The organism is Virgibacillus sp. FSP13, from assembly GCF_054048505.1.
Window position 1 is genome coordinate 306,122 of record NZ_JBSVKG010000002.1, and the last position, 18,311, is coordinate 324,432.

The 18,311-nt window shown below is 39.1% G+C and carries 22 protein-coding genes and 3 pseudogenes; 7 read left to right on the forward strand and 18 right to left on the reverse strand.

All coding sequences use genetic code 11. The features are described from left to right. Positions 1-6: 6 nt before the first annotated feature. From xerD to ACW2QC_RS03465, 6 genes are all read right to left on the reverse strand, one after another. Positions 7-897, reverse strand: a complete 891-nt coding sequence (xerD, locus tag ACW2QC_RS03440; protein WP_457542573.1) for a site-specific tyrosine recombinase XerD — start codon at positions 895-897, stop codon at positions 7-9. 5 nt (positions 898-902) lie between these two features. Further along, positions 903-1,100 (reverse strand): YqzK family protein, encoded by a 198-nt coding sequence (locus tag ACW2QC_RS03445; RefSeq protein WP_457542647.1) that lies wholly within the window; start codon positions 1,098-1,100, stop codon positions 903-905. Positions 1,101-1,504: 404 nt separating this feature from the next. Next, positions 1,505-1,960, reverse strand: coding sequence for a ferric iron uptake transcriptional regulator (fur, locus tag ACW2QC_RS03450; RefSeq protein WP_457542648.1), 456 nt, complete (start codon positions 1,958-1,960; stop codon positions 1,505-1,507). A 120-nt stretch (positions 1,961-2,080) separates the two neighbouring features. After that, entirely contained in the window at positions 2,081-2,719 is a 639-nt protein-coding gene (spoIIM, locus tag ACW2QC_RS03455; protein ID WP_457542574.1) for a stage II sporulation protein M, read from the reverse strand. Between the two features lie 172 nt (positions 2,720-2,891). Next, entirely contained in the window at positions 2,892-4,064 is a 1,173-nt protein-coding gene (locus tag ACW2QC_RS03460; protein WP_457542575.1) for an endonuclease Q family protein, read from the reverse strand. 3 nt (positions 4,065-4,067) lie between these two features. Further along, entirely contained in the window at positions 4,068-4,613 is a 546-nt protein-coding gene (locus ACW2QC_RS03465; protein WP_457542576.1) for an NUDIX domain-containing protein, read from the reverse strand. A 374-nt stretch (positions 4,614-4,987) separates the two neighbouring features. On the opposite strand from ACW2QC_RS03465, the gene ACW2QC_RS03470 reads away from it, so the two are divergent. Then, a complete protein-coding gene (locus ACW2QC_RS03470) occupies positions 4,988-5,908 on the forward strand; it encodes an aldo/keto reductase (protein WP_457542577.1) in 921 nt (306 codons plus the stop codon). Between the two features lie 439 nt (positions 5,909-6,347). After that, positions 6,348-6,536: pseudogene (locus ACW2QC_RS03475) on the forward strand (spore germination protein); the annotation flags it as partial. Positions 6,537-6,598: 62 nt separating this feature from the next. Here ACW2QC_RS03475 and ACW2QC_RS03480 read toward each other — a convergent pair. Continuing rightward, a pseudogene (locus ACW2QC_RS03480) lies at positions 6,599-6,697 on the reverse strand (spore germination protein); the annotation flags it as partial. A 6-nt stretch (positions 6,698-6,703) separates the two neighbouring features. On the opposite strand from ACW2QC_RS03480, the pseudogene ACW2QC_RS03485 reads away from it, so the two are divergent. Further along, positions 6,704-6,871, forward strand: a pseudogene (locus ACW2QC_RS03485) (spore germination protein); the annotation flags it as partial. 158 nt (positions 6,872-7,029) lie between these two features. On the opposite strand, the gene ACW2QC_RS03490 reads toward ACW2QC_RS03485, so the two are convergent. The 7 genes from ACW2QC_RS03490 to ACW2QC_RS03520 all read right to left on the reverse strand — a co-directional run bounded on the left by ACW2QC_RS03490 (position 7,030) and on the right by ACW2QC_RS03520 (position 11,947). Then, positions 7,030-7,224 carry a hypothetical protein gene (locus tag ACW2QC_RS03490; protein WP_457542578.1) on the reverse strand — a complete coding sequence of 65 codons (195 nt, stop codon included), beginning with the start codon at positions 7,222-7,224 and terminating at the stop codon, positions 7,030-7,032. 74 nt (positions 7,225-7,298) lie between these two features. Continuing rightward, positions 7,299-8,276, reverse strand: a complete 978-nt coding sequence (locus ACW2QC_RS03495; protein WP_457542579.1) for a peptidoglycan DD-metalloendopeptidase family protein — start codon at positions 8,274-8,276, stop codon at positions 7,299-7,301. A gap of 198 nt (positions 8,277-8,474) precedes the next feature. Further along, a complete protein-coding gene (locus ACW2QC_RS03500; RefSeq protein WP_457542649.1) occupies positions 8,475-9,008 on the reverse strand; it encodes a short-chain dehydrogenase in 534 nt (177 codons plus the stop codon). 18 nt (positions 9,009-9,026) lie between these two features. After that, positions 9,027-9,542 (reverse strand): GrpB family protein, encoded by a 516-nt coding sequence (locus ACW2QC_RS03505; RefSeq protein ID WP_457542580.1) that lies wholly within the window; start codon positions 9,540-9,542, stop codon positions 9,027-9,029. A 22-nt stretch (positions 9,543-9,564) separates the two neighbouring features. Continuing rightward, on the reverse strand, positions 9,565-10,338 hold the full coding sequence (locus ACW2QC_RS03510; protein ID WP_457542581.1) for a class I SAM-dependent methyltransferase: 774 nt from the start codon (positions 10,336-10,338) through the stop codon (positions 9,565-9,567). A 130-nt stretch (positions 10,339-10,468) separates the two neighbouring features. Continuing rightward, a complete protein-coding gene (locus ACW2QC_RS03515) occupies positions 10,469-11,059 on the reverse strand; it encodes a histidine phosphatase family protein (protein WP_457542582.1) in 591 nt (196 codons plus the stop codon). 117 nt (positions 11,060-11,176) lie between these two features. Then, positions 11,177-11,947, reverse strand: coding sequence for a LysM peptidoglycan-binding domain-containing protein (locus ACW2QC_RS03520; RefSeq protein WP_457542583.1), 771 nt, complete (start codon positions 11,945-11,947; stop codon positions 11,177-11,179). 286 nt (positions 11,948-12,233) lie between these two features. Between ACW2QC_RS03520 and ACW2QC_RS03525 the strand changes: the two genes are divergently transcribed. Further along, positions 12,234-13,463, forward strand: a complete 1,230-nt coding sequence (locus tag ACW2QC_RS03525; RefSeq protein ID WP_457542584.1) for a DNA polymerase IV — start codon at positions 12,234-12,236, stop codon at positions 13,461-13,463. 74 nt (positions 13,464-13,537) lie between these two features. After that, positions 13,538-13,888 carry a YolD-like family protein gene (locus ACW2QC_RS03530; protein WP_457542585.1) on the forward strand — a complete coding sequence of 117 codons (351 nt, stop codon included), beginning with the start codon at positions 13,538-13,540 and terminating at the stop codon, positions 13,886-13,888. On the opposite strand, the gene ACW2QC_RS03535 is transcribed toward ACW2QC_RS03530, so the two are convergent. Further along, positions 13,874-14,134, reverse strand: a complete 261-nt coding sequence (locus tag ACW2QC_RS03535; protein ID WP_457542586.1) for a hypothetical protein — start codon at positions 14,132-14,134, stop codon at positions 13,874-13,876. The genes ACW2QC_RS03530 and ACW2QC_RS03535 overlap by 15 nt on opposite strands. An 18-nt stretch (positions 14,135-14,152) precedes the next feature. Next, on the reverse strand, positions 14,153-15,157 hold the full coding sequence (locus ACW2QC_RS03540; RefSeq protein WP_457542587.1) for a DUF3895 domain-containing protein: 1,005 nt from the start codon (positions 15,155-15,157) through the stop codon (positions 14,153-14,155). 254 nt (positions 15,158-15,411) lie between these two features. Here ACW2QC_RS03540 and ACW2QC_RS03545 point away from each other — a divergent pair, with 254 nt between their 5' ends. After that, entirely contained in the window at positions 15,412-16,674 is a 1,263-nt protein-coding gene (locus tag ACW2QC_RS03545) for a hypothetical protein (RefSeq protein WP_457542588.1), read from the forward strand. A gap of 188 nt (positions 16,675-16,862) precedes the next feature. Here ACW2QC_RS03545 and ACW2QC_RS03550 read toward each other — a convergent pair whose 3' ends face one another. After that, positions 16,863-17,045 carry a hypothetical protein gene (locus tag ACW2QC_RS03550; RefSeq protein ID WP_457542589.1) on the reverse strand — a complete coding sequence of 61 codons (183 nt, stop codon included), beginning with the start codon at positions 17,043-17,045 and terminating at the stop codon, positions 16,863-16,865. Between the two features lie 59 nt (positions 17,046-17,104). Between ACW2QC_RS03550 and ACW2QC_RS03555 the strand changes: the two genes are divergently transcribed. Further along, positions 17,105-17,356: a transposase gene (locus ACW2QC_RS03555; protein WP_457542590.1), complete on the forward strand. Its 252-nt coding sequence runs from the start codon at positions 17,105-17,107 to the stop codon at positions 17,354-17,356. A 525-nt stretch (positions 17,357-17,881) separates the two neighbouring features. On the opposite strand, the gene arsC is transcribed toward ACW2QC_RS03555, so the two are convergent. Then, positions 17,882-18,301 (reverse strand): arsenate reductase (thioredoxin), encoded by a 420-nt coding sequence (arsC, locus tag ACW2QC_RS03560; protein WP_457542591.1) that lies wholly within the window; start codon positions 18,299-18,301, stop codon positions 17,882-17,884. Between the last annotated feature and the right edge of the window lie 10 nt (positions 18,302-18,311).

The following is an 18,311-nucleotide window of genomic DNA, read 5'->3' on the forward strand; positions in this document are numbered from 1 at the left end:
TAAAAATTATGCTCGTGGATGATACGTTTTATACACATCTTTCAATCTAGCTTTTGTAACATGGGTATAGATTTGTGTTGTTGAAATATCGGCATGGCCGAGCATCTCCTGAACGGAGCGTAAATCAGCACCATTTTCCAACAAATGTGTTGCAAATGAATGTCGCAATGTATGTGGTGTGATCGTTTTGGTTATCTCCGCATCTCTGGCAGCGCCTTTGAGAATTTTCCAGAAGCCTTGCCTTGTTAAAGGTCTACCATGCTGATTTACAAATAACGTATCTGCTCCACTACGTTTCACCAAGCTGCCACGGGCATACTGCAAATAGGATTCCACTGCTTGCTCAGCTATGTTACCAAGTGGGACGATTCTCTCTTTTGACCCTTTTCCAAGACAGTGGACAAATCCCATCGTTAAATGTAGATCACTTACCTTAAGGGTGATTAGTTCAGTCACGCGTAGGCCAGTCGCATACAATAATTCCAGCATTGCTTTATTTCGGATTTTTAAAGGGGAATTCCCTTCAATCGTGAGCAAAGCTTCCACATCTTTTGGTGACAGGATATCCGGTAGCTTTCTTTCCTGTTTCGGTGTCTCTATATGTAAACTTGCATCATGTGTCACAATCTGCTCACTAATTAAAAACCGGTGAAATAAACGAATCGATGATATTGCACGAGCTAACGTTGCTGCTGACTTTCCATCATCTTTTAACATATACAAAAAGCCGATAATATCACTTCGTACAACGGATTCCCACGATGTTTTCTGGATAACCTTTTCCATGTATTGCCGATACTGGTTCAAGTCTCGTTTGTATGATTTTAATGTGTTATTAGACAACCCGCGTTCGATTTGTAAATAATGAAAAAAATCCTCTAATGTAGACGCTAACATAGCTACTACTCTCCCAATTGAAAAAATAAGTTCAATCGATCAATGAAATCTGGTTCTTGCTTAAAGACCTTTACTGACGGTCCTTCAGGTGAATCGTAGCGATGAATTTGTTCATATTCGGTGTGCATAATCCGCAATCCAAAATAAAATAAACATGTACATGCTACAAAAATGACAAAAATCTTTAGTGTATCCCATATCATCCGCTTCACAACAGCATGTCCCCTTTTAAATATCTAATACTACGTGTTCAAAAAGGAGGATAAAAAGGACTTAGTTAAAGTTACCCTTAACGATGTGTTATTTTTACCAGACTTTTTGAACAATCTTTAATACTATTAATAAAAGATATGCCAAAAAAGCGGAACAATATACATACAAGCTTAAAATAGACTAGAAAATTACGTTATCTTCAAAATACCTTATTTCCATTCATTTGTAAATTGTAAAGCAAAAGAGGAAGCGTCCCTACAGACTGAAAACGCTACATTAGAACTGGACGTGGCTGCTCTTCCAAAGAACATATTAGAGCCAAATTTATACTTTCTTTCCCATAAGAAAATGCCTTTCTCCACTCACAGAAAAAAGGCATACTTCATCTTATTATTTAGGTTGATTTAACAGCTACCTTCTGACATTGCTTGCAAATGCCATGAAATGTCAGACGATGATCCTTTACTTGAAAGCCCCAATCGTTCTCAACAATCTTTTCGACATCTCCTAATAAATCATCAACAATTTCTTCAACGGATCCACATTCAATGCAAACAAGATGATGATGGAAGTGTTCCGCTCCTTCTTTACGCAAATCATAGCGAGAGACGCCATCACCAAAATTAATTTTATCAACAATTTTTAGTTCAGATAGCAATTCTAATGTTCGATAAACGGTAGCAAGCCCAATTTCCGGTGCTTTTTCTTTCACTAACAGATAAATATCTTCAGCACTAAGATGGTCTTCCTCACGTTCCAATAATACCTTTACTGTTGCTTCTCGTTGTGGAGTCAGCTTATAGCTTTGTGCATGGAGTTCCTTTTTAATTCGATCGATTCGATGTTCCATGGCCATAGCAGGTCCCCCTCCCTATTATCCCCATCTTCATTATAGGCACAGTTGAAACCAGTGTCAAAGTATAATTATTACAAACTGTCTTCAATAATAATTATCATATTATAATTATTATTATTTGTAAATAGACTTGATTAATGCTTCCATCGCTTCATTACTCACAAAAGCTTCCATGCCCGCTGCAACAACGGAGACGATTAATAATAGGGAAAAGATCGTGATATACTTTCCAAATGGCTGCAAAATTGGTTGGGATAATCTATTAGTAAACAATTTACTAAGTAAGGTTAAGGAAAAAATCATCGATAAGCTTCCTGCCACGATATAGACCGGGATAATCAAAATATTTTGTGGGGCGATTGCTAAGGCAGCCAGTGCTAACCCTTTAAACCCAAGCTGATTCACAATAAAACCGACAGAAAAGCCAACGACCAAACCTTTTAAAAACAACAAAATCCAAACAATTGGAAGGCCAATGACGGATAAACCTAACACAAACAAGAGCAATAAATATTTCGTATGATAAAAAAAGCTTTCCTTTAAGATATCCATATTTTCGATGGATTGTTTTCCTGTAATTTGTCCAAAGAAACGTTCCAAATAGAAAAACAGATCCAGTTTTTGGGCAACACCCATACTGTTTACAATAATCGCACCAAAAATGACGCCAGTTAAAAATAAAATGATCATAAACAGGTAGATTGCTGCATGTTCCTTAACGTGGTTGACCGCTAGAGTTCTTTTTTGGTACATCGGAATCCTCCATTCAAATTCAAAGGCTATAGGTAAACGATAATGTCTATAGTTAGAATCTATGAAGAATTCCAGATAAAAATACCAAATTTACTCTTTCAATGTTTATTTTTTATAGTTTCACATGTTTTCACTTGATGGTACTTAATGGCAACGGTATTCTCTTTCATGCTTATTCCGATTGTGCAATACTACCATATCTCCCGCCGCCGCCAGCGTTAATCATTAAATTTCCTTCTCGCATTTGAATAATAGCGGTTGCTAGTTTTTCCGGGACAATTTCTTGTAACTCTTCTAATGTGGCATGATGGATCACGTACATTTCAGTCTGAAAACGATCTAATAGTTTTTGAAATGTCCTCGGTCCAAGTTTTGGCAAATATTCTAATGGAACTTGGTACAGATATGGTGGTCGTTCCCTCGTGACTGTTTCAGCGTCTGTTAACTCCTGAATACGATCAAACACACCGTTAATTATTTTTTTCGAACCACAGCTTGGACACTGTTTCGTGTTATATGGTACTTGCTCCAAACAATTGCTGCACACTGTTGTATGGTATTTACCCAGTTGTGGATTCATGCCGAAGTTTTTAGTGATTTTACGCCCATTTACCTCGTGTAATGCCCAATAGAATTCCTTAAATGACGGTTCCTCCATCTGAATTTCCTGGTACTCCCTCGCTATTTTCGCCAGTGAGTGGGCATCTGAATTGGAAACGAACGTGTAATCATGTAATTCACTAATTTGATCAGCCATATCGGTGTCCGAACTCAAACCAAGTTCAATTCCGTCAATTAAGTCCGGATCAAATACCTCTTTTAAGGACTTACGGACCCCTTTTCCATACATGCTTTTAAATGGTGTAAACACATGAGCTGGGATAAAAATTCCTTCTAATTCCTTAACTTTATATTGCAGTTCCTTTCCGGTTCCATAGTAACGCTGGGAACTTAATGTGATGTTTTTCATTTTGGTTGTCAGCCACTCGGAAAACTGTTCGATTTTGGCAAGGGTCGGGAAAAAGCAAAGCACATGAATCGGGCCTTTGCAGTTTTCGTCATAGATTTCTATTTCCGAGCCTAACAGTAGTGTTACTTGTTCAAACTGTACGCCGCCATCATTTAGTTCATAAGCCGCCCCCTGTTCGATCAGTTGTTTTAGTTCCTGTTGGACAGCAGGAGCATGGCTGTCTATTACACCAACCATTTGAATTCCTTTGTTTCTACTGGCTTCTTTTAAAACATTCGTAAGGGTTAAAGTTTTGGCACCGGTAATTTTTACTGGTTTATTGTACATATCCCTACCGATATGGATGTGCATATCGGCAAAATAAGTTTGTAGCATAGCTTACATCATCTCCAAAGTTTCTAAGTAAAGAATCGCATAATTTGTTTTCGCATCATGAATTCGCTGTTCTTTTACGTATTGTTTCGCTTCCTCTAACGTCAATTCAACTAGTTCAACAAACTCATCATCATCACCAGCTACTTTTTTCGTAAGGGCTTCTAATTGATCGGTCAGGTAAATATGCATCAATTCGTTGGCAAAGCCTGGTGAGGTATAAAAGGACGTGACGTGTTTAAGCTGGTTTGTTGTGTAACCTGTTTCTTCTTCCAGCTCCCGGACTGCGGTTATTTCCGGCTTCTCCCCTTCTTCCAACTTGCCGGCAGGAATTTCGACGAGTGATTTTTCAAGTGGTTTCCGATATTGTTCAACAAAAATGATTTTCTTATCCTTAGTAATTGGGATAATCCCTACTGCACCCGGATGTTTAATCAGCTCGCGTTTCGCTGTATTTCCGTCTGGTAATGTTACGTCATCTACTTGTAGCTTGACCACTTTTCCATCGTATATTTTCTCTGTCTTTATTGTTTTCTCTTCAAATTTTTTCATTTTATCAACCTCATTTATTTATGCTTATTCTATTTTACCAAAACAAAAGCGGAAGTGCCCGGTTAGCGGCGTATGTGCTGGACTGAACCACAGGAGATAAAGGAAACATGCCCCTTCAAAAGGGGTATGCCGATGTTGGGCGCAAAGCCCGTTTTTAGTCGGCCTTCCTTTAGTCTAGAGTCGATGTTGACTTATCGTACGGAGGCGGGTGTTGGCCACTAGCCGCTGGGCACTGGAGCTGGACGTGGCACATTTTTATGTTTAGTATCTATTTCGAATAACCACATAGTGTATTTTACCATAATTGAAAAGCTTGAGTTTGGCGTGGGGTATTTTTACAATAGGAGTATGGAATTGGAAACGGAGGGAATGGAATGAAGAAAAAGCAGCTGGGAACATCGGACTTATATGTTTCAGAATTGACGCTTGGGTGCATGTCACTAGGAACAGATCAAAAACAAGCACAAACGATTATCGACCAGGCACTAGCAGCCGGGGTCAATCATTTGGATACTGCTGATCTGTATGATTTTGGTCAGAATGAGGAAATTGTCGGAGCAGCATTAAAAGGTAGACGTGAGGAAGTGATCGTCACATCAAAGGTTGGTAATCATTTTAATCGTGATACAAAGGATTGGTTTTGGGATCCGTCTAAAGCACATATTAAAGAAGGCTTGAAGGACAGCTTACAACGTCTTAAAACAGACTACATTGATTTTTATATGCTGCATGGTGGAACAATTGACGATCCGATTGATGAAACAATTGAGGCGTTCGAGGAACTGAAAAAAGACGGACTGATTCGTGCATATGGGATATCATCCATTCGCCCTAACGTGATCAGGGAATATGTAAAACGTTCTCATATTGATGCTGTGATGATGCAGTATAGTCTGCTAGATCGTCGGCCGGAAGAAGAAGTGTTGAATCTATTACACGAAAATAATATTAGTGTTTTCGCCCGTGGACCACTTGCTAAAGGGATTTTGAGCAATAATGGTGAAAAACAAATTGAGCGGAAATCACGTGAAGGCTATTTGGATTACACATATGAGGAATTAGTAAAAGTCTATGACGAAATAAAAGATATTCTTGGTGAGGATACTTCGTTTAATACCGTGGCATTGCAATATGTCCTTTATCACCCAGCGGTTGCAAGTGCTGTGTTTGGCGCAAGCTCCGTGGAACAACTTGTAGAAAATACAGCAATTGGTCAGGCAGCTCCATTATCGGAAGAAAAGTTTCAAGCACTGCAAGCAGTTACGAAACCGATGCAGTATACGAATCACCGGTAGGAACTTAGGATCGCCATGGTTATATGGCGATCTTTTATTTATGTTTTCTGGATTTGAACTCCGCGTATACCCATGAACCATAGAATTGTAAACTTGAGAACAACCTCCAACAATGCGCACCAACAAAAGAAGCTCCCTCCCATTTGTAATAGTTTCCTAAATTCTAACCTATCGACACTTACATAAGATCAGATTGATATGTTTAGAGAATCCCTTTTTGGTTAAAGATGGAAAGTGATAGAAAATAGCACTTTCGCTTAAACGTGAGATATTTGCTATTTTCATATGCTAGGAAGGGGAGAAATGAATGGATCATAACGATCATAAACAACCGGTATTCACCAATTTTACCGACAACATTGAATATATGAAAACCGGACTCGGTGTTGGGGAAAGTTTCGATGTCATCCAGCTTGATCTGAACTATGCTGATCGGGATATGGGGCTATTTTTAATTGATGGTTTTGCCAAAGACAAAATCATGCACTTTTTGATGGAAATATTATCAGAACTTAAACCGGAGCAACTTGAACCCGATCCGTTGCTTAAATTAATGAGAACTCACCTTCCATATATTGAATTATCTGCTGAAGATGATTTGGATAAAGCTGTTTTTTGGGTATTAAGTGGTGCATCCGCACTTGTTGTAGATGGCATTGATAAAATTATCATTATTGATGCACGAACAAAGTGGCCTTCATATAAATTAACCGCAGCAATATCCGGCCTTTCTGTGTAACGAAAGGTTGGATATGGATTCCAACCGCGGCCAGATAGAAATTCTTCCACTCTCGGATCGCATTACTTCTAGTTACGGCAGCCTTTGGAGTTCCAGGTTATGTCGGAGGAATCGCCTTATGGACCTTTGTTCTAGCCCGATTAAATTCGCTCGGGGTTCCATATTTATGGCCGATCATTCCTTTTTCTTTCCGTGAAGTAAGGGCATATTATTCCGATCACCTATTCCGGTCAAAAACAATCGCCCCGAAGTATTGCATCTGGAAGATCCAGATTGTTAAAAATATATACCCTGTATATCCAGGATCGTCACGTTCTGTGACGATCCTTTATTTTTTGAAAATATCCCCCTCAGATTACATTGACAATGTCGACCAAACTCATTATTTTTCCATTTTCCTTAGTTCAACAATACCACCAACAAAACCGATAAAGCCGCCTACTGCTAAAATAACAGGGATAAAGGATACATTTGATATGGAGTTTTCCGTTACCAATCCATACACACCGTAAATACAGATAACAAGATTGGCAACTATACCAATTAGCATTCTAGTTTTCTTACTAAATTTAGACACCCCATTTACTGCTTGAATTTCTAGAAAGGTTGCAGAATTCTCTTCGGCGGGATTCTATTCTAACACATGCGTGCTCAAAATCCTGTAACGATATCCCCGCGTACAGGATCTATTCCATTCGCAAATTTTATTCGGATTGAAGTCGCTTCCTTCCATTTCGGACTATCAACCACATGAAAATGGATGTGCGGCTCACTGGAATTGCCGGAATTCCCAACCAAACCTACTAAATCATTTGCACTTACTTTATCGCCTTCCACTATTTTCAAACTGCCTTCTCTTAAATGCGCGATCACGCTGTATTCATTATTTTCATGCTCGATAATAACATGATTTCCAAGCGGTTCCTCTGTATTTGTATCGACGGTTGGCGTATTATCTGGAATCGCATTTTCAACAGATACAACTACCCCACCCCTTGGCGCTACAACTTCTTTGCCAAATGCATAGTAACTTTCATTATTTGCTGGATCACCTTTAAAAGAAGTATCCCCATTCATCATGACAAGATCATACGCATACCGCTGATTTTCTGAGACATAGTGATAATTAACAAGTTCATTTGTTCCTCCCCAAAAAGTGAACCATTTTTCAGTCACTGGCATTCGATACGTATTTTCCGTATATTGCTCATCACTCTCCGGATAAGAGGTGATTGGCAGAAGCTGTAACCCCTCAATAGTAAGGTCATCGGCAAAATAACTACGAATCCCTTTATCACCTTTTTCACTGATCCATTGATACTCGATCATGTTTTGAATAGGTATTTTAGAAACAAGCTGATAGCCATCTACACCTTTATTAAACCCTTCCCCAAGGTTAATAAATTGCTTCAATGGAACTTTGGCTTGGAACGTATCACTTGTTTGTTCGTAAAGCGCTTCGAAATTGCCAGCTAGAAATTGATCCGGAAATTGATCTGCGGATGCTAATTTTTTGAACGTACTTTTCGTATCCTCTTGTTCACTCGATGAACCCTTTTTTGTTCCTCCACAAGCTACTAAACCAATGGCCAAAAACAAAACTGAAAATATTTTTAAATAGATTTTCATCGTTAGGCCCCTTTCCGTTCCCCTATTACTTATACGGCTTAAAGAAGAGAAAGGATTCAGTTTGTTGGGGCAATTTAAAATAACAGCGGTTTTAATAACCAATCTGGAGGGCATCAATTGTTCGCGGTGATATGACACTCGATAAGGTTAGCAACTAAACCAGTTACACCTTCCAATTTTTCCTCCCATGTACAGGCATTATGGTCTCCTTTCCCATGGTTCCAGCTGTCCGACTACCATTCTTTTTCTATCCTGTTTTATCGCCGTTATGACTCCCTCGGCTATTTCCTTATGAATCAGCCATCTGGAAGTGTCCCCTTCGACTACAAAACCAAGCTGTATATCGCGGTAATGGCAATTTTTTGGCGTTGAAATCTGAGATTGAATTGACTTTAAATGATAGCTGCTGCCCTTAATATGGAAAAATTTATAGGCTACTTTCTGCCGACTGCTGATTTCATCAAGCAATGCTGGAATAGCCTGCGGGGCATCACCATGCAACCATGCAACCACTGTATCAATTGCTCCATAGCTGGCTATTTGATTTTGAATATGTCTTTTTAACGCTCCGGTGTTTTTATAGTCCAGGGAGACAGGATCTACATTCGATGCTGAACAAACGGTTTGGAGGAGATTCAGCTTTTCCCTGTTTCGAGCTATGACTGAAGTATGGTTACATTGTTGAATAATCCATTTCGAAACATCCCTCAGCATCCCTGTTCCGCCAACAATAAGCGCATGGTGATATGATCATCGCCTTTCCTGCCACGCTATTGCTTGTCTTTCTATTTCTAAAACAAGCTGTTCTTTTCCTTTTATGTATGCTTCTATGTCATTGGGAAATCGCTGGGCCAATGTTTCTTTTAGATCCCCATATTTTTTGGCTGTATTTGGATGTGCACGCAAATAATCCCGAAATGCAATGTGACGTTCACCTTCGTGATCACCTGATTCAAAAATATGAACATGATGCGTGCGGTTGTCTCCACCTTTCTGAAAATATCGCCGCCCAGGTATCCCATTCTCACCCTTTGCTTCATAGCCGATTTTCTTCATTGCGTCGTTAAACGAATCAACCGACTTGATATTTTTTACCAAGGGCATAATATCGATAATCGGCTTTGCCTTTAGTCCTTTTACTGATGTGCTGCCAATGTGATAAATGCTAACGATCTCTGAGCCAAAAATCTTACGTAATTTATTAGCTTCTTCCGTAAACATCGAAGGCCATTTCTCATTATATGGTGTTACTCTAACTTTTCTCATTGCATTCTCCTAGCCTTATTTATTACTTCCTTGCTATCCAAATCGTCCATCGATCTTTCTCCATAATTGGTCCATCTTGTATCGACTGATATACATGGTCAGCAAAAAATGATACCTGTTGATCTGACAATTCATGTAAGATCGAGCGTCCGTTCCTCGATTTTATATCACGGATCAGCTGGTCTTTGTTCGGATACGTTTCTCGTACTTCCCAAATTTTTATTTCCTCCGTGGATGTAAAACCTACTCTCTTCAACTCGGCTTTAACGACCGGAGAAGCATATCTCCTTTTTGTTTCCATTTCTGCAAGATGTGGGAATAAGGAAAATAAGTAACCACGAATATGATGACTATTCCCTTTTAATAGACAGTCTTCTGGTGTTCTATCTTGTACCAATAGTGTCCCCTCTGGTCTCAAAATTCTATAGGCTTCGGAAAAGCAAGAAGTTAAATCATCGAGATGGTGAATGAGTGCTCTTTCTAAAACTAAGTCTGCATCGTCATCTGGAAGCCCAGAACAATAAGCGTCCCCCAATTTTAAATTTATTTGTTTATACAAGCTACAATTTTGTTTAGCTCCATTAAGCATAGCCTTTGAAAAATCAATTCCAGTGATGAAAGGAATACCTATGTTAGCTAGTGCTTTCGCATATATCCCTCCACCTGTACCAATATCTACCGCCTTGTTAATTTTCCGTCCTTGAATAATTGTTTTTACTGCGGACAACCATGTATCATCGGCTTTTCTTGTCACATAACTATGTTGATTCTTTTCATCATGAAAGTTTATCCCCATTAAAATTACCCCTTTATGTTAGATACCTTTAGTTTACAAGAAGAATAGCTACCTTGATAATACAGGTTTCAAATAGGTTACAATCACATTTTCTTATTGTACATACGGAATGAATTAGTTTGATAGAAAGTTAACGCAACGACTGCGCTGATACATATCTTGTACAATTATGCAACTCCAGATTCCATATATCTTTAGTCTTCTTTAGGATGGTCAGTGAACAGTTGTGAAGTGATTCCTCAACATCCTCATCAGGCAGCATTTCTCTCAAAAGGGATTTAATAAAAGATCCATGGCTGACAATTAATATGTTCTTGCCATTTTGTTCTTTCAAAATTTCATCCATTATCGATCGGCCCCTTGCCATAATACTTTCGCTATTTTCTTTATGTAAATCCAATTCCCGCCAATTAGGACCCCATTTTGCTATTCGCTCTTCCTCTGTCGTTCCTTCGATCATTCCACCACCATTTTCGCGTAGCCTGGGATCGAAATGAATCGTTATATTTTCCAGTTTACTTCCAATTATCTCAGCGGTTTGTTTCGCCCTTGCTAGATTACTAGAGTAGATCACGTCCCAATCCTTAACTTGTAAATGATCGGCAAGTTCTTCCGCTTGTAAAATCCCTTCCTCGTTAAGTGGTACATCAGTACTCCCTTGCGCCCTTCTTTCTCTATTCCAGTCCGTCACCCCATGGCGCACGAATCCAATTTTTGTCATATTTCCACCCCTAATTAGCCTATAAAGTTCCTCAACATTTCTAGTTTTTATTGTAACATAATAATAAATAATGAAGATTGAAAAAACTCGACTTGAAAAAATACACAATGTTACTTTCTAGTCCACGATCGTAACCTCTACTGTTCTTCTACCCCAGTTATACGCCTGCTCCTTCGTCGGGAGGTGTACATCGATTGTATTCCCATTTATAGCGCCACCTGTATCGGCCGCGACAGCATATCCGTAGCCTTCTACATAAACTTTTGAGCCAAGCGGGATAACGTCAGGATCAACAGCAATTACTTTTGCATTGGGATTCTCATGCAAATTCACACCTGTTGCGGTTATTCCCGAACATCCCGAACAGTAGGCAGTGTAAGCTGTTGCTTCAACAGATAATGTTCTTCCTTCTGCTTTTGTTTGTTGTTTCCCGACCTGTTTACTTGCTTCCTTGCTTACCTGAGTCTCAGATTTTTGGGAATGGGCATCTGTGTTAATCGTTGCTTCTACTCGTTTTGATTCTGGCTGGGGTTCCGGTCCATTTACAATCAGCTTTTGTCCAATAATAATTAAATCAGAAGAAAGATCATTCCATGCTTTCAGATTCGCAACAGTTACTTCATCACCATATGCTTCACTGATCCCACTTAGTGTATCTCCCTCCTGTACGGTATAATACTCTTTTTTAAGTTTTAATTTTTGTTTCGAATAAATTAGCGTTGATTTTAATCCATTTACCTCCATCAGTTCGTCCACGGTTGTATGATGGTTAATAGCTATATCCCAAAGCGTGTCACCCTTACGTACTTCATATTCGGCTGCAGAAACGGTCATTGTAGAAATGAACAACATAATTAAACCAAGACATAAAGGTACTAACTTTCTCATTTTGTTGTCCCCCTTTTAATTACTGACAAGCCTATCCTACCACGGTATCTCCACCTCTGCGGTTACAGCCTGTTTAAAAAAGAGTGACATGCTTTACAAATGAAATAAGTTATGATTAATCGGTTCTATTCACTTTTTCCCCCGCATAAAATTCGCCAGGACAATCTATTTTTTTATATAAAAATAACCGTTCATTCTAACAATTACCATTGCATAAAGAACGTGTATTCGCATATAATAAAATAAAAAGAACAGAACACTAGTTTCCTCAAAAGGAGTCTTATGAATGAAACGGGTTATTTTTCTGGTTGATATGCAGACGTTCTATGCTTCCGTGGAAAAAGCGGAGAATCCAAAACTGAAAGACAAACCAGTAATTGTGTCAGGCGATCCGGAGCGACGGAGTGGAATTATTTTGGCTGCCTGTCCCATTGCCAAGAAATATGGGGTAAAAACTGCTGAAGCATTATGGGAAGCAAAAAATAAATGTCCGGAAGCTGTCGTTATACGGCCACGCATGCAGCGATATATTGATGTGTCATGCCAAATCACCGAAATATTGGAGCACTATACCGATCTTGTGGAAGTATTTTCGATTGATGAACAATTTTTAGACATTACCGGAAGCCAAAAACTGTTTGGGGATCCATTTACCATTGCCAAAAAGATACAGCGAGAAATCATGGAGGAAACAGGCATCTATGCGCGGGTTGGCATGGGGCCGAATAAAGTATTGGCAAAAATAGCTTGTGATGCGTTTGCCAAGAAAAATCGGACTGGAATTTTTCAATTAGATAAATCCAACATGAAAGAGACGATGTGGGAACTCCCAATTGGTAAAATGTTTGGTGTTGGCAGCCGGATGAGACATCATCTGCAACGAATGGGTATTCAGAAAATTGGACAGCTAGCAAATTTTTCTGTAGATGCGCTAACCAAACGTTGGGGAATTAATGGGCAAGTTCTATGGCAAACCGCAAACGGAATTGACTATGCCCCAGTAACAACAAAAACACACGACGGACAGAAGGCGGTTGGACACCGCATGACATTACCTCGGGATTATGAAACGTTTGACGAGATAAAAGTGATCTTATTGGAATTAAGCGAAGAAGTTGCTCGACGCGCACGGGCCGATGGCTATCGAGGCAACACCGTCTCAGTCAGTGTCGGGGGCGCAGATTTTTCTTTCAAAACCGGATTTCACCGGCAGATAAAGCTGGCATCACCGACCAATTTTGGCATGGATATTTTCCGATCGGCATTGCATTTATTCCGGATACACTGGGATCGACAACCCATTCGAAGTGCCGGGATAACATTATCACAACTGCAGCCAGCCGATCCTTATCAATTAAGCTTTTTCGATTTGTCATTAAAAAAAGAACATCTTTCTCAAGCCATGGATGATATCTATACAAAATATGGACCAACCGCCATCGTCCGGGCATCTTCACTAACAAATGCCGGGCAAGCGTTTAGTCGAGCTGAGAAAATTGGCGGGCATTACAAATAAGAGAGGATATTCAAGCGGCGAATCGTTTCGCTGGACTTGTAACGACTTAATTATAAAAGGAGTGAAAAAGTAAAATGAATCCAAATAAACTAACCCCAGGTCGTAATGTAATGTGGGAGTCCAGCCGCATGATGCTGCCGGAGCATAAAGCGCGGATCCGTCAACACCAAAAAGAACTGACGAAACGAACAAAACCGATTCTGGATGAACAGCAGATTGAGCTATTTTCCCAGATGATTTCAGATGCCATGCAGCAGGGCTCCAACTTAAAAATCCAGATTTTCCACCCCTACCACGACTGCTATGTGACAGGAAAAGTCCAGAAAATAATCCCCGAACAACAGCTGAAGTTAGTATCAGCTGTTGATAGCGAGTGGATTTCTTTGGATGAAATTATTGATGTTACTGTTTTATCCCGCCATTAACGGGTAGTAAAACTCCATTTCAAAAATTCGAGAGGGATCAAGAATTATAATTGGGGTCAAGCCCCGGTTCTGTTCAGTGGGCGATGAAAAAACCCACTGAATGAAGTTTTTTGACTTTTTCTGTGACATAATGGTCATGATAGGAGTGGAAGATCTGCCATCGATAGATTCCAATAAAGCGTCACTGCTTTCACGAATTTGAAAATATTCTTCTACTGAAATAGACTCATTTTGATATAAATCCATTGCGATATCCCTCTTCACCTATTGTTTGACCATTTTTTGTTCCTGATCAATAGTTCTATAAACACGATCTACGGCTCCTTGTTTTCCAACAAATGCAAGAATACCCTGTTCAGTAAGATTTTCTAAAAAGCTACAAACATGTGGAAATATCTTATACTTGCCGCTAGAGAACGTATCACCTGGAGCAGCATGGATGGTAACCAATTCTTCACAAACCTCGCTAGCAAAGAATTGTGGCTCAGTTAAACTTTCTAAAAATACCATAACCGCTAATTGGAGTTTCTGCTCCAGCTGTATGTCCGTTCCATGACTTATTACCTCTCCTATCTCTAACTTTTCAGCAACCGCCTGTCTTTTCTTGGCATACTCTTCTTCCCGCTGTTTTTGTGCTTTTTCTCGTTCTTGCATGACGACAAGCCTTTGTTGTCTTTCTTGCTCTTGGTAAAGTTCCGCTACTTTTTTCTTCAACCTCACTACTTGCCTATCTAACAATGGAATATTTAAATCTAGATGTGTTTGTATATCGTTAGGAATTTGAACATCAGGATGAATTTTATCTAATCCTTCTGATACAAGCGTCCAGTTACTGGAAATTTTGACTAATATTTCGTCCAACTCAAAGTCTATTCGTTCAATTCCTTTCACAATCTCCCTGACAAGATGGGGTGGTATGCCTGTATGTTCTTCAAAATGTCGAATGCCAAACTTCTTTGTCTCCCCTGTTTCATGATTTTGCACAATATATTGGTAGCGGAGTACTCGGCCACACTCACAAAATAATAGTGCCTCATTTTGCCAATTTGGGCCAGCATCTAAATAATCGAGCAGTTCCCACTGTTCGGCTACCTTTTCCGTATCTTCATCAGCAACATTTCCCGCCTTTTCTTTCGCTAGTACATTGGCAAAAACAGTTCTTCTCCCACGTTTTAAATAATCATTCACAAACTTCTTCTGCTGCTCGGTTAAATCATCAAGTAATTTATCTCTTTCGCGCTGTGTTAAATAGTCGCCTTGCCAAGACATGAATTCCCCTCCCATCAAAATTATCGCTTCACTTTGTTTTAGTCCGATCTATATATTGATCAATATTCGAGGTGAATCAGCAAATATCCTTTATTTTCAAGACAAAGAATAAACGTCAATAGGTTAGTTAATCAATAAACTAGTAGTACACGGAGAACTACGATAGCTATCCACTTCTTTAAAACTACCATCATTTCAGATATCCTAGAGAAAACATATTTATTATTTTTCAGCAAATAAGGAGGATACTATCTTTGATTTCTTACATAGAAAAAAAGGAACAATGGTACAAACATTTTGCAACGCTTCCTGTAGATGAGCAATATGACATGTTCATGGATTTGCTAGAGCAGAATGTACCCGACGATGAATTGATCGAAGACGATTTTGGCAGTGTATTCGTTGACCTAAAAAGCGATCTAGTCAAAGAAAAACAGTATGAAAAGGCGATAAATCTTATTGAAAAAACCAGGGAATCAACTTCAAAATTCTACCAAAAAGAATTTCCATATTCGAGCAACTTTGCGGTTGAATACTATCTTTATACAAAGGATTTTGACAAAGCGCATGCCCATCTTCAACCTTTTATTACGAAACCAGGGCACGGATATGATATGTTTACTCCACTATATGACAAGATCCGTTTCTATCAAATGGATGAGCTCGCATTAAAATTGGCTAACATATTGCATGAACCAATAATGGAAAGTAGTGAATTAATAGTTGGAGCAGAATCAGACTTGACAAATCTAATTTTTTATAATGTTTTTCAGGAATTCTATACAACATCAGAACAAAATAGAGATATGCCCAGTTATCAACAGTTAAAAGATACAGTGAAAAAATTCGAATTTGACGAGACACTGTCAGAGGGAGAGCTTTCCGAAATTTATCATACGCTAACGGCAGATAAAGAAACGCCTATTTTCACTAGTAATGAATGGGATAAAATGGTTCAAGACAATCCAAACCGCGCAAAACGTAACCTTTATTGGCAGTTTGCGATATATATGCTAAAGCGCGGAAACTTTCACTTCTCCATAAGTGCAAACATATGGTTTTCATATTGCAAAATGCTATTGGAGAAAGAGTCGCTCGCGAATTTCAGTTTTCAATATCAAGATTTAGATGAATTAATTGGGCGATTTTTTGGATTTTTCTCTAATGAAGAAGAAAGAGGTTTTGCCGTATTATGGGGTATACCATACATTTATGATTTTCTTCGTGACCAACAACTCGTAACCAATGAAGTCTATGATAGAGCTTTAGAGTATGTCGCTGACATTAAAGAAAACTTGATAAAATTGTATGAAAATGACATTTGGCGGTTTGATTTTGTACACACTTGGGTGAGACCTTTGAGTATTAGCGCTGAAACGTTTACCGAAGAAGAAAAACTGTTTCATCAAACCTTCATGAACCGAACCAGGAAAAAATCATCACCTTCGAAAACGGGCTCACGTAGTCCTGATCAGCTGTCATTATTTGATGATTTATTTACGGAAAAAAAAGAGTAAATCACACACAAAATCCAGACCATCAAAAACGGCCAAAAAGAAGAAGCAGCAACAAGCAAATAAACAGCGAAAAAAGCAACGAAAGAAATAATTATAACAATTCATAAAATGGTACAAGTACTAAAAAGAGGGCAATCCTTAAAAAAGAGAGCCCTTGGCCATAGAAAAATGCTTAAATAATTGTTTCCCTATCCATCCAACTGACCCGTCAATTTCCCTTTATCGGGCTTTTTGGCCAACAGCGAACAAACAATTCCAACTATCGGGAAAATGAGCGACAAAACAAGTACTAACGTATAGCTATGGAATGTGTCAAATCCGACTCCAAATGGTAAAGCTCCAAACGCCGATCCTAATACGACAATGGTCATGCTATAATGATCCGTGGGTTTAGACACTAAAAATGAAAAAATAAGATAATACTAGTGTTATGAGTAAAAAACGAAGAAGATATAGTTCAGCGGAAAAAGCAAAGGTTGTTTTAGAAATATTGAGAGAAGAAAGTACTCTTAATGAAATCGCTCAAAAATATGAAGTAAGCCCACAACTTATTAGCAGGTGGAGGACGGAGTTTCTGAATAACATGCCTGCCTTTTTGAAGGGGCGATTCATCCCCCACTTACTCATTGGATTTTATCCTTTGCATTCCTTGAGGAGGGGGTCTTTTCGCCCAAAGAGATAAATTTTCTGTATCATACTGTTACGACCCAACAAGATGCACCGCTTTCTATGTAAAACTAAATATATATTAATTGTTATGTAGACTGATATAGTATATCAAAAGTTGATACGATAAAAAAGCCGATTACACGTCCGAGGAATGGAGCGCATATCCTGCAAGGTCTGATACAGAAAAGCGTTTATCCAGTTGACACTTTTATTCAGGTAAACGGATCAAATCAGTAAGTTTCTCAATGCAAAAAATCATGATCAAAATGTAAAATCTCCTTCAAAGTATACGAATGGGCTGTTCCTTTACTCCTCGTGTATCGACCCGTGACCAGGTTAACACCTATCAGCATTTCCAACAGATGTGAAAACTTTGAGAATGCGTGGGCTCCGCAACAGCTGAAGGAACATAAATAAGTGTGAGAAAACATTAATCTCCCACACTCTACCTGAATTTCTTCCCCCACCTACTTAAAATCGATTGGAGCAACAACTCGTGGCTACCGGAAAAAGCTTCTGAGATCATCTCCCTGCTATTTTATTCACCTATTTCCGCAAAGCGCTTCATTCTCTCCCCGACTTCATCTCGTACACGTTGGAAAACTGCCCATTTTTCTTCATCTGTTCCTTCTGCTTTTGCAGGATCGTCAAAACCCCAATGTTCCCTTCTAACATGAGGTGGTGTCATTGGGCATCTATCTTCTGCATCACCACAAAGGGTAACAGCCATACCTGCATTGTTTAATATTTCTGTATCGATAATCTCTGATTTTTGATCAGAGATATCAATCCCAACTTCCTTCATTGCTTTGACGGCATTTTGATTTAGACCATGTGCTTCAATGCCTGCACTTTTCACCTCCCAATTCTTGCCAAGGTAGTGTTTCGCCCAACCTTCAGCCATTTGACTACGGCATGAGTTCCCTGTACATAGAAAATAGATTGTTTTTTTAGCCATCCTAATACTC

What these genes read in the sequence shown, in the direction of transcription:
- xerD (WP_457542573.1), bottom strand. Translation starts at nt 897, where the DNA reads ATGTTAGCGTCTACATTAGAGGATTTTTTTCATTATTTACAAATCGAA.
- ACW2QC_RS03445 (WP_457542647.1), bottom strand. Translation starts at nt 1,100, where the DNA reads ATGATATGGGATACACTAAAGATTTTTGTCATTTTTGTAGCATGTACA.
- fur (WP_457542648.1), bottom strand. Translation starts at nt 1,960, where the DNA reads ATGGAACATCGAATCGATCGAATTAAAAAGGAACTCCATGCACAAAGC.
- spoIIM (WP_457542574.1), bottom strand. Translation starts at nt 2,719, where the DNA reads ATGTACCAAAAAAGAACTCTAGCGGTCAACCACGTTAAGGAACATGCA.
- ACW2QC_RS03460 (WP_457542575.1), bottom strand. Translation starts at nt 4,064, where the DNA reads ATGCTACAAACTTATTTTGCCGATATGCACATCCATATCGGTAGGGAT.
- ACW2QC_RS03465 (WP_457542576.1), bottom strand. Translation starts at nt 4,613, where the DNA reads ATGAAAAAATTTGAAGAGAAAACAATAAAGACAGAGAAAATATACGAT.
- ACW2QC_RS03470 (WP_457542577.1), top strand. Translation starts at nt 4,988, where the DNA reads ATGAAGAAAAAGCAGCTGGGAACATCGGACTTATATGTTTCAGAATTG.
- ACW2QC_RS03495 (WP_457542579.1), bottom strand. Translation starts at nt 8,276, where the DNA reads ATGAAAATCTATTTAAAAATATTTTCAGTTTTGTTTTTGGCCATTGGT.
- ACW2QC_RS03505 (WP_457542580.1), bottom strand. Translation starts at nt 9,542, where the DNA reads ATGAGAAAAGTTAGAGTAACACCATATAATGAGAAATGGCCTTCGATG.
- ACW2QC_RS03510 (WP_457542581.1), bottom strand. Translation starts at nt 10,338, where the DNA reads ATGGGGATAAACTTTCATGATGAAAAGAATCAACATAGTTATGTGACA.
- ACW2QC_RS03515 (WP_457542582.1), bottom strand. Translation starts at nt 11,059, where the DNA reads ATGACAAAAATTGGATTCGTGCGCCATGGGGTGACGGACTGGAATAGA.
- ACW2QC_RS03520 (WP_457542583.1), bottom strand. Translation starts at nt 11,947, where the DNA reads ATGAGAAAGTTAGTACCTTTATGTCTTGGTTTAATTATGTTGTTCATT.
- ACW2QC_RS03525 (WP_457542584.1), top strand. Translation starts at nt 12,234, where the DNA reads ATGAAACGGGTTATTTTTCTGGTTGATATGCAGACGTTCTATGCTTCC.
- ACW2QC_RS03530 (WP_457542585.1), top strand. Translation starts at nt 13,538, where the DNA reads ATGAATCCAAATAAACTAACCCCAGGTCGTAATGTAATGTGGGAGTCC.
- ACW2QC_RS03535 (WP_457542586.1), bottom strand. Translation starts at nt 14,134, where the DNA reads ATGGATTTATATCAAAATGAGTCTATTTCAGTAGAAGAATATTTTCAA.
- ACW2QC_RS03540 (WP_457542587.1), bottom strand. Translation starts at nt 15,157, where the DNA reads ATGTCTTGGCAAGGCGACTATTTAACACAGCGCGAAAGAGATAAATTA.
- ACW2QC_RS03550 (WP_457542589.1), bottom strand. Translation starts at nt 17,045, where the DNA reads ATGACCATTGTCGTATTAGGATCGGCGTTTGGAGCTTTACCATTTGGA.
- ACW2QC_RS03555 (WP_457542590.1), top strand. Translation starts at nt 17,105, where the DNA reads ATGAGTAAAAAACGAAGAAGATATAGTTCAGCGGAAAAAGCAAAGGTT.
- arsC (WP_457542591.1), bottom strand. Translation starts at nt 18,301, where the DNA reads ATGGCTAAAAAAACAATCTATTTTCTATGTACAGGGAACTCATGCCGT.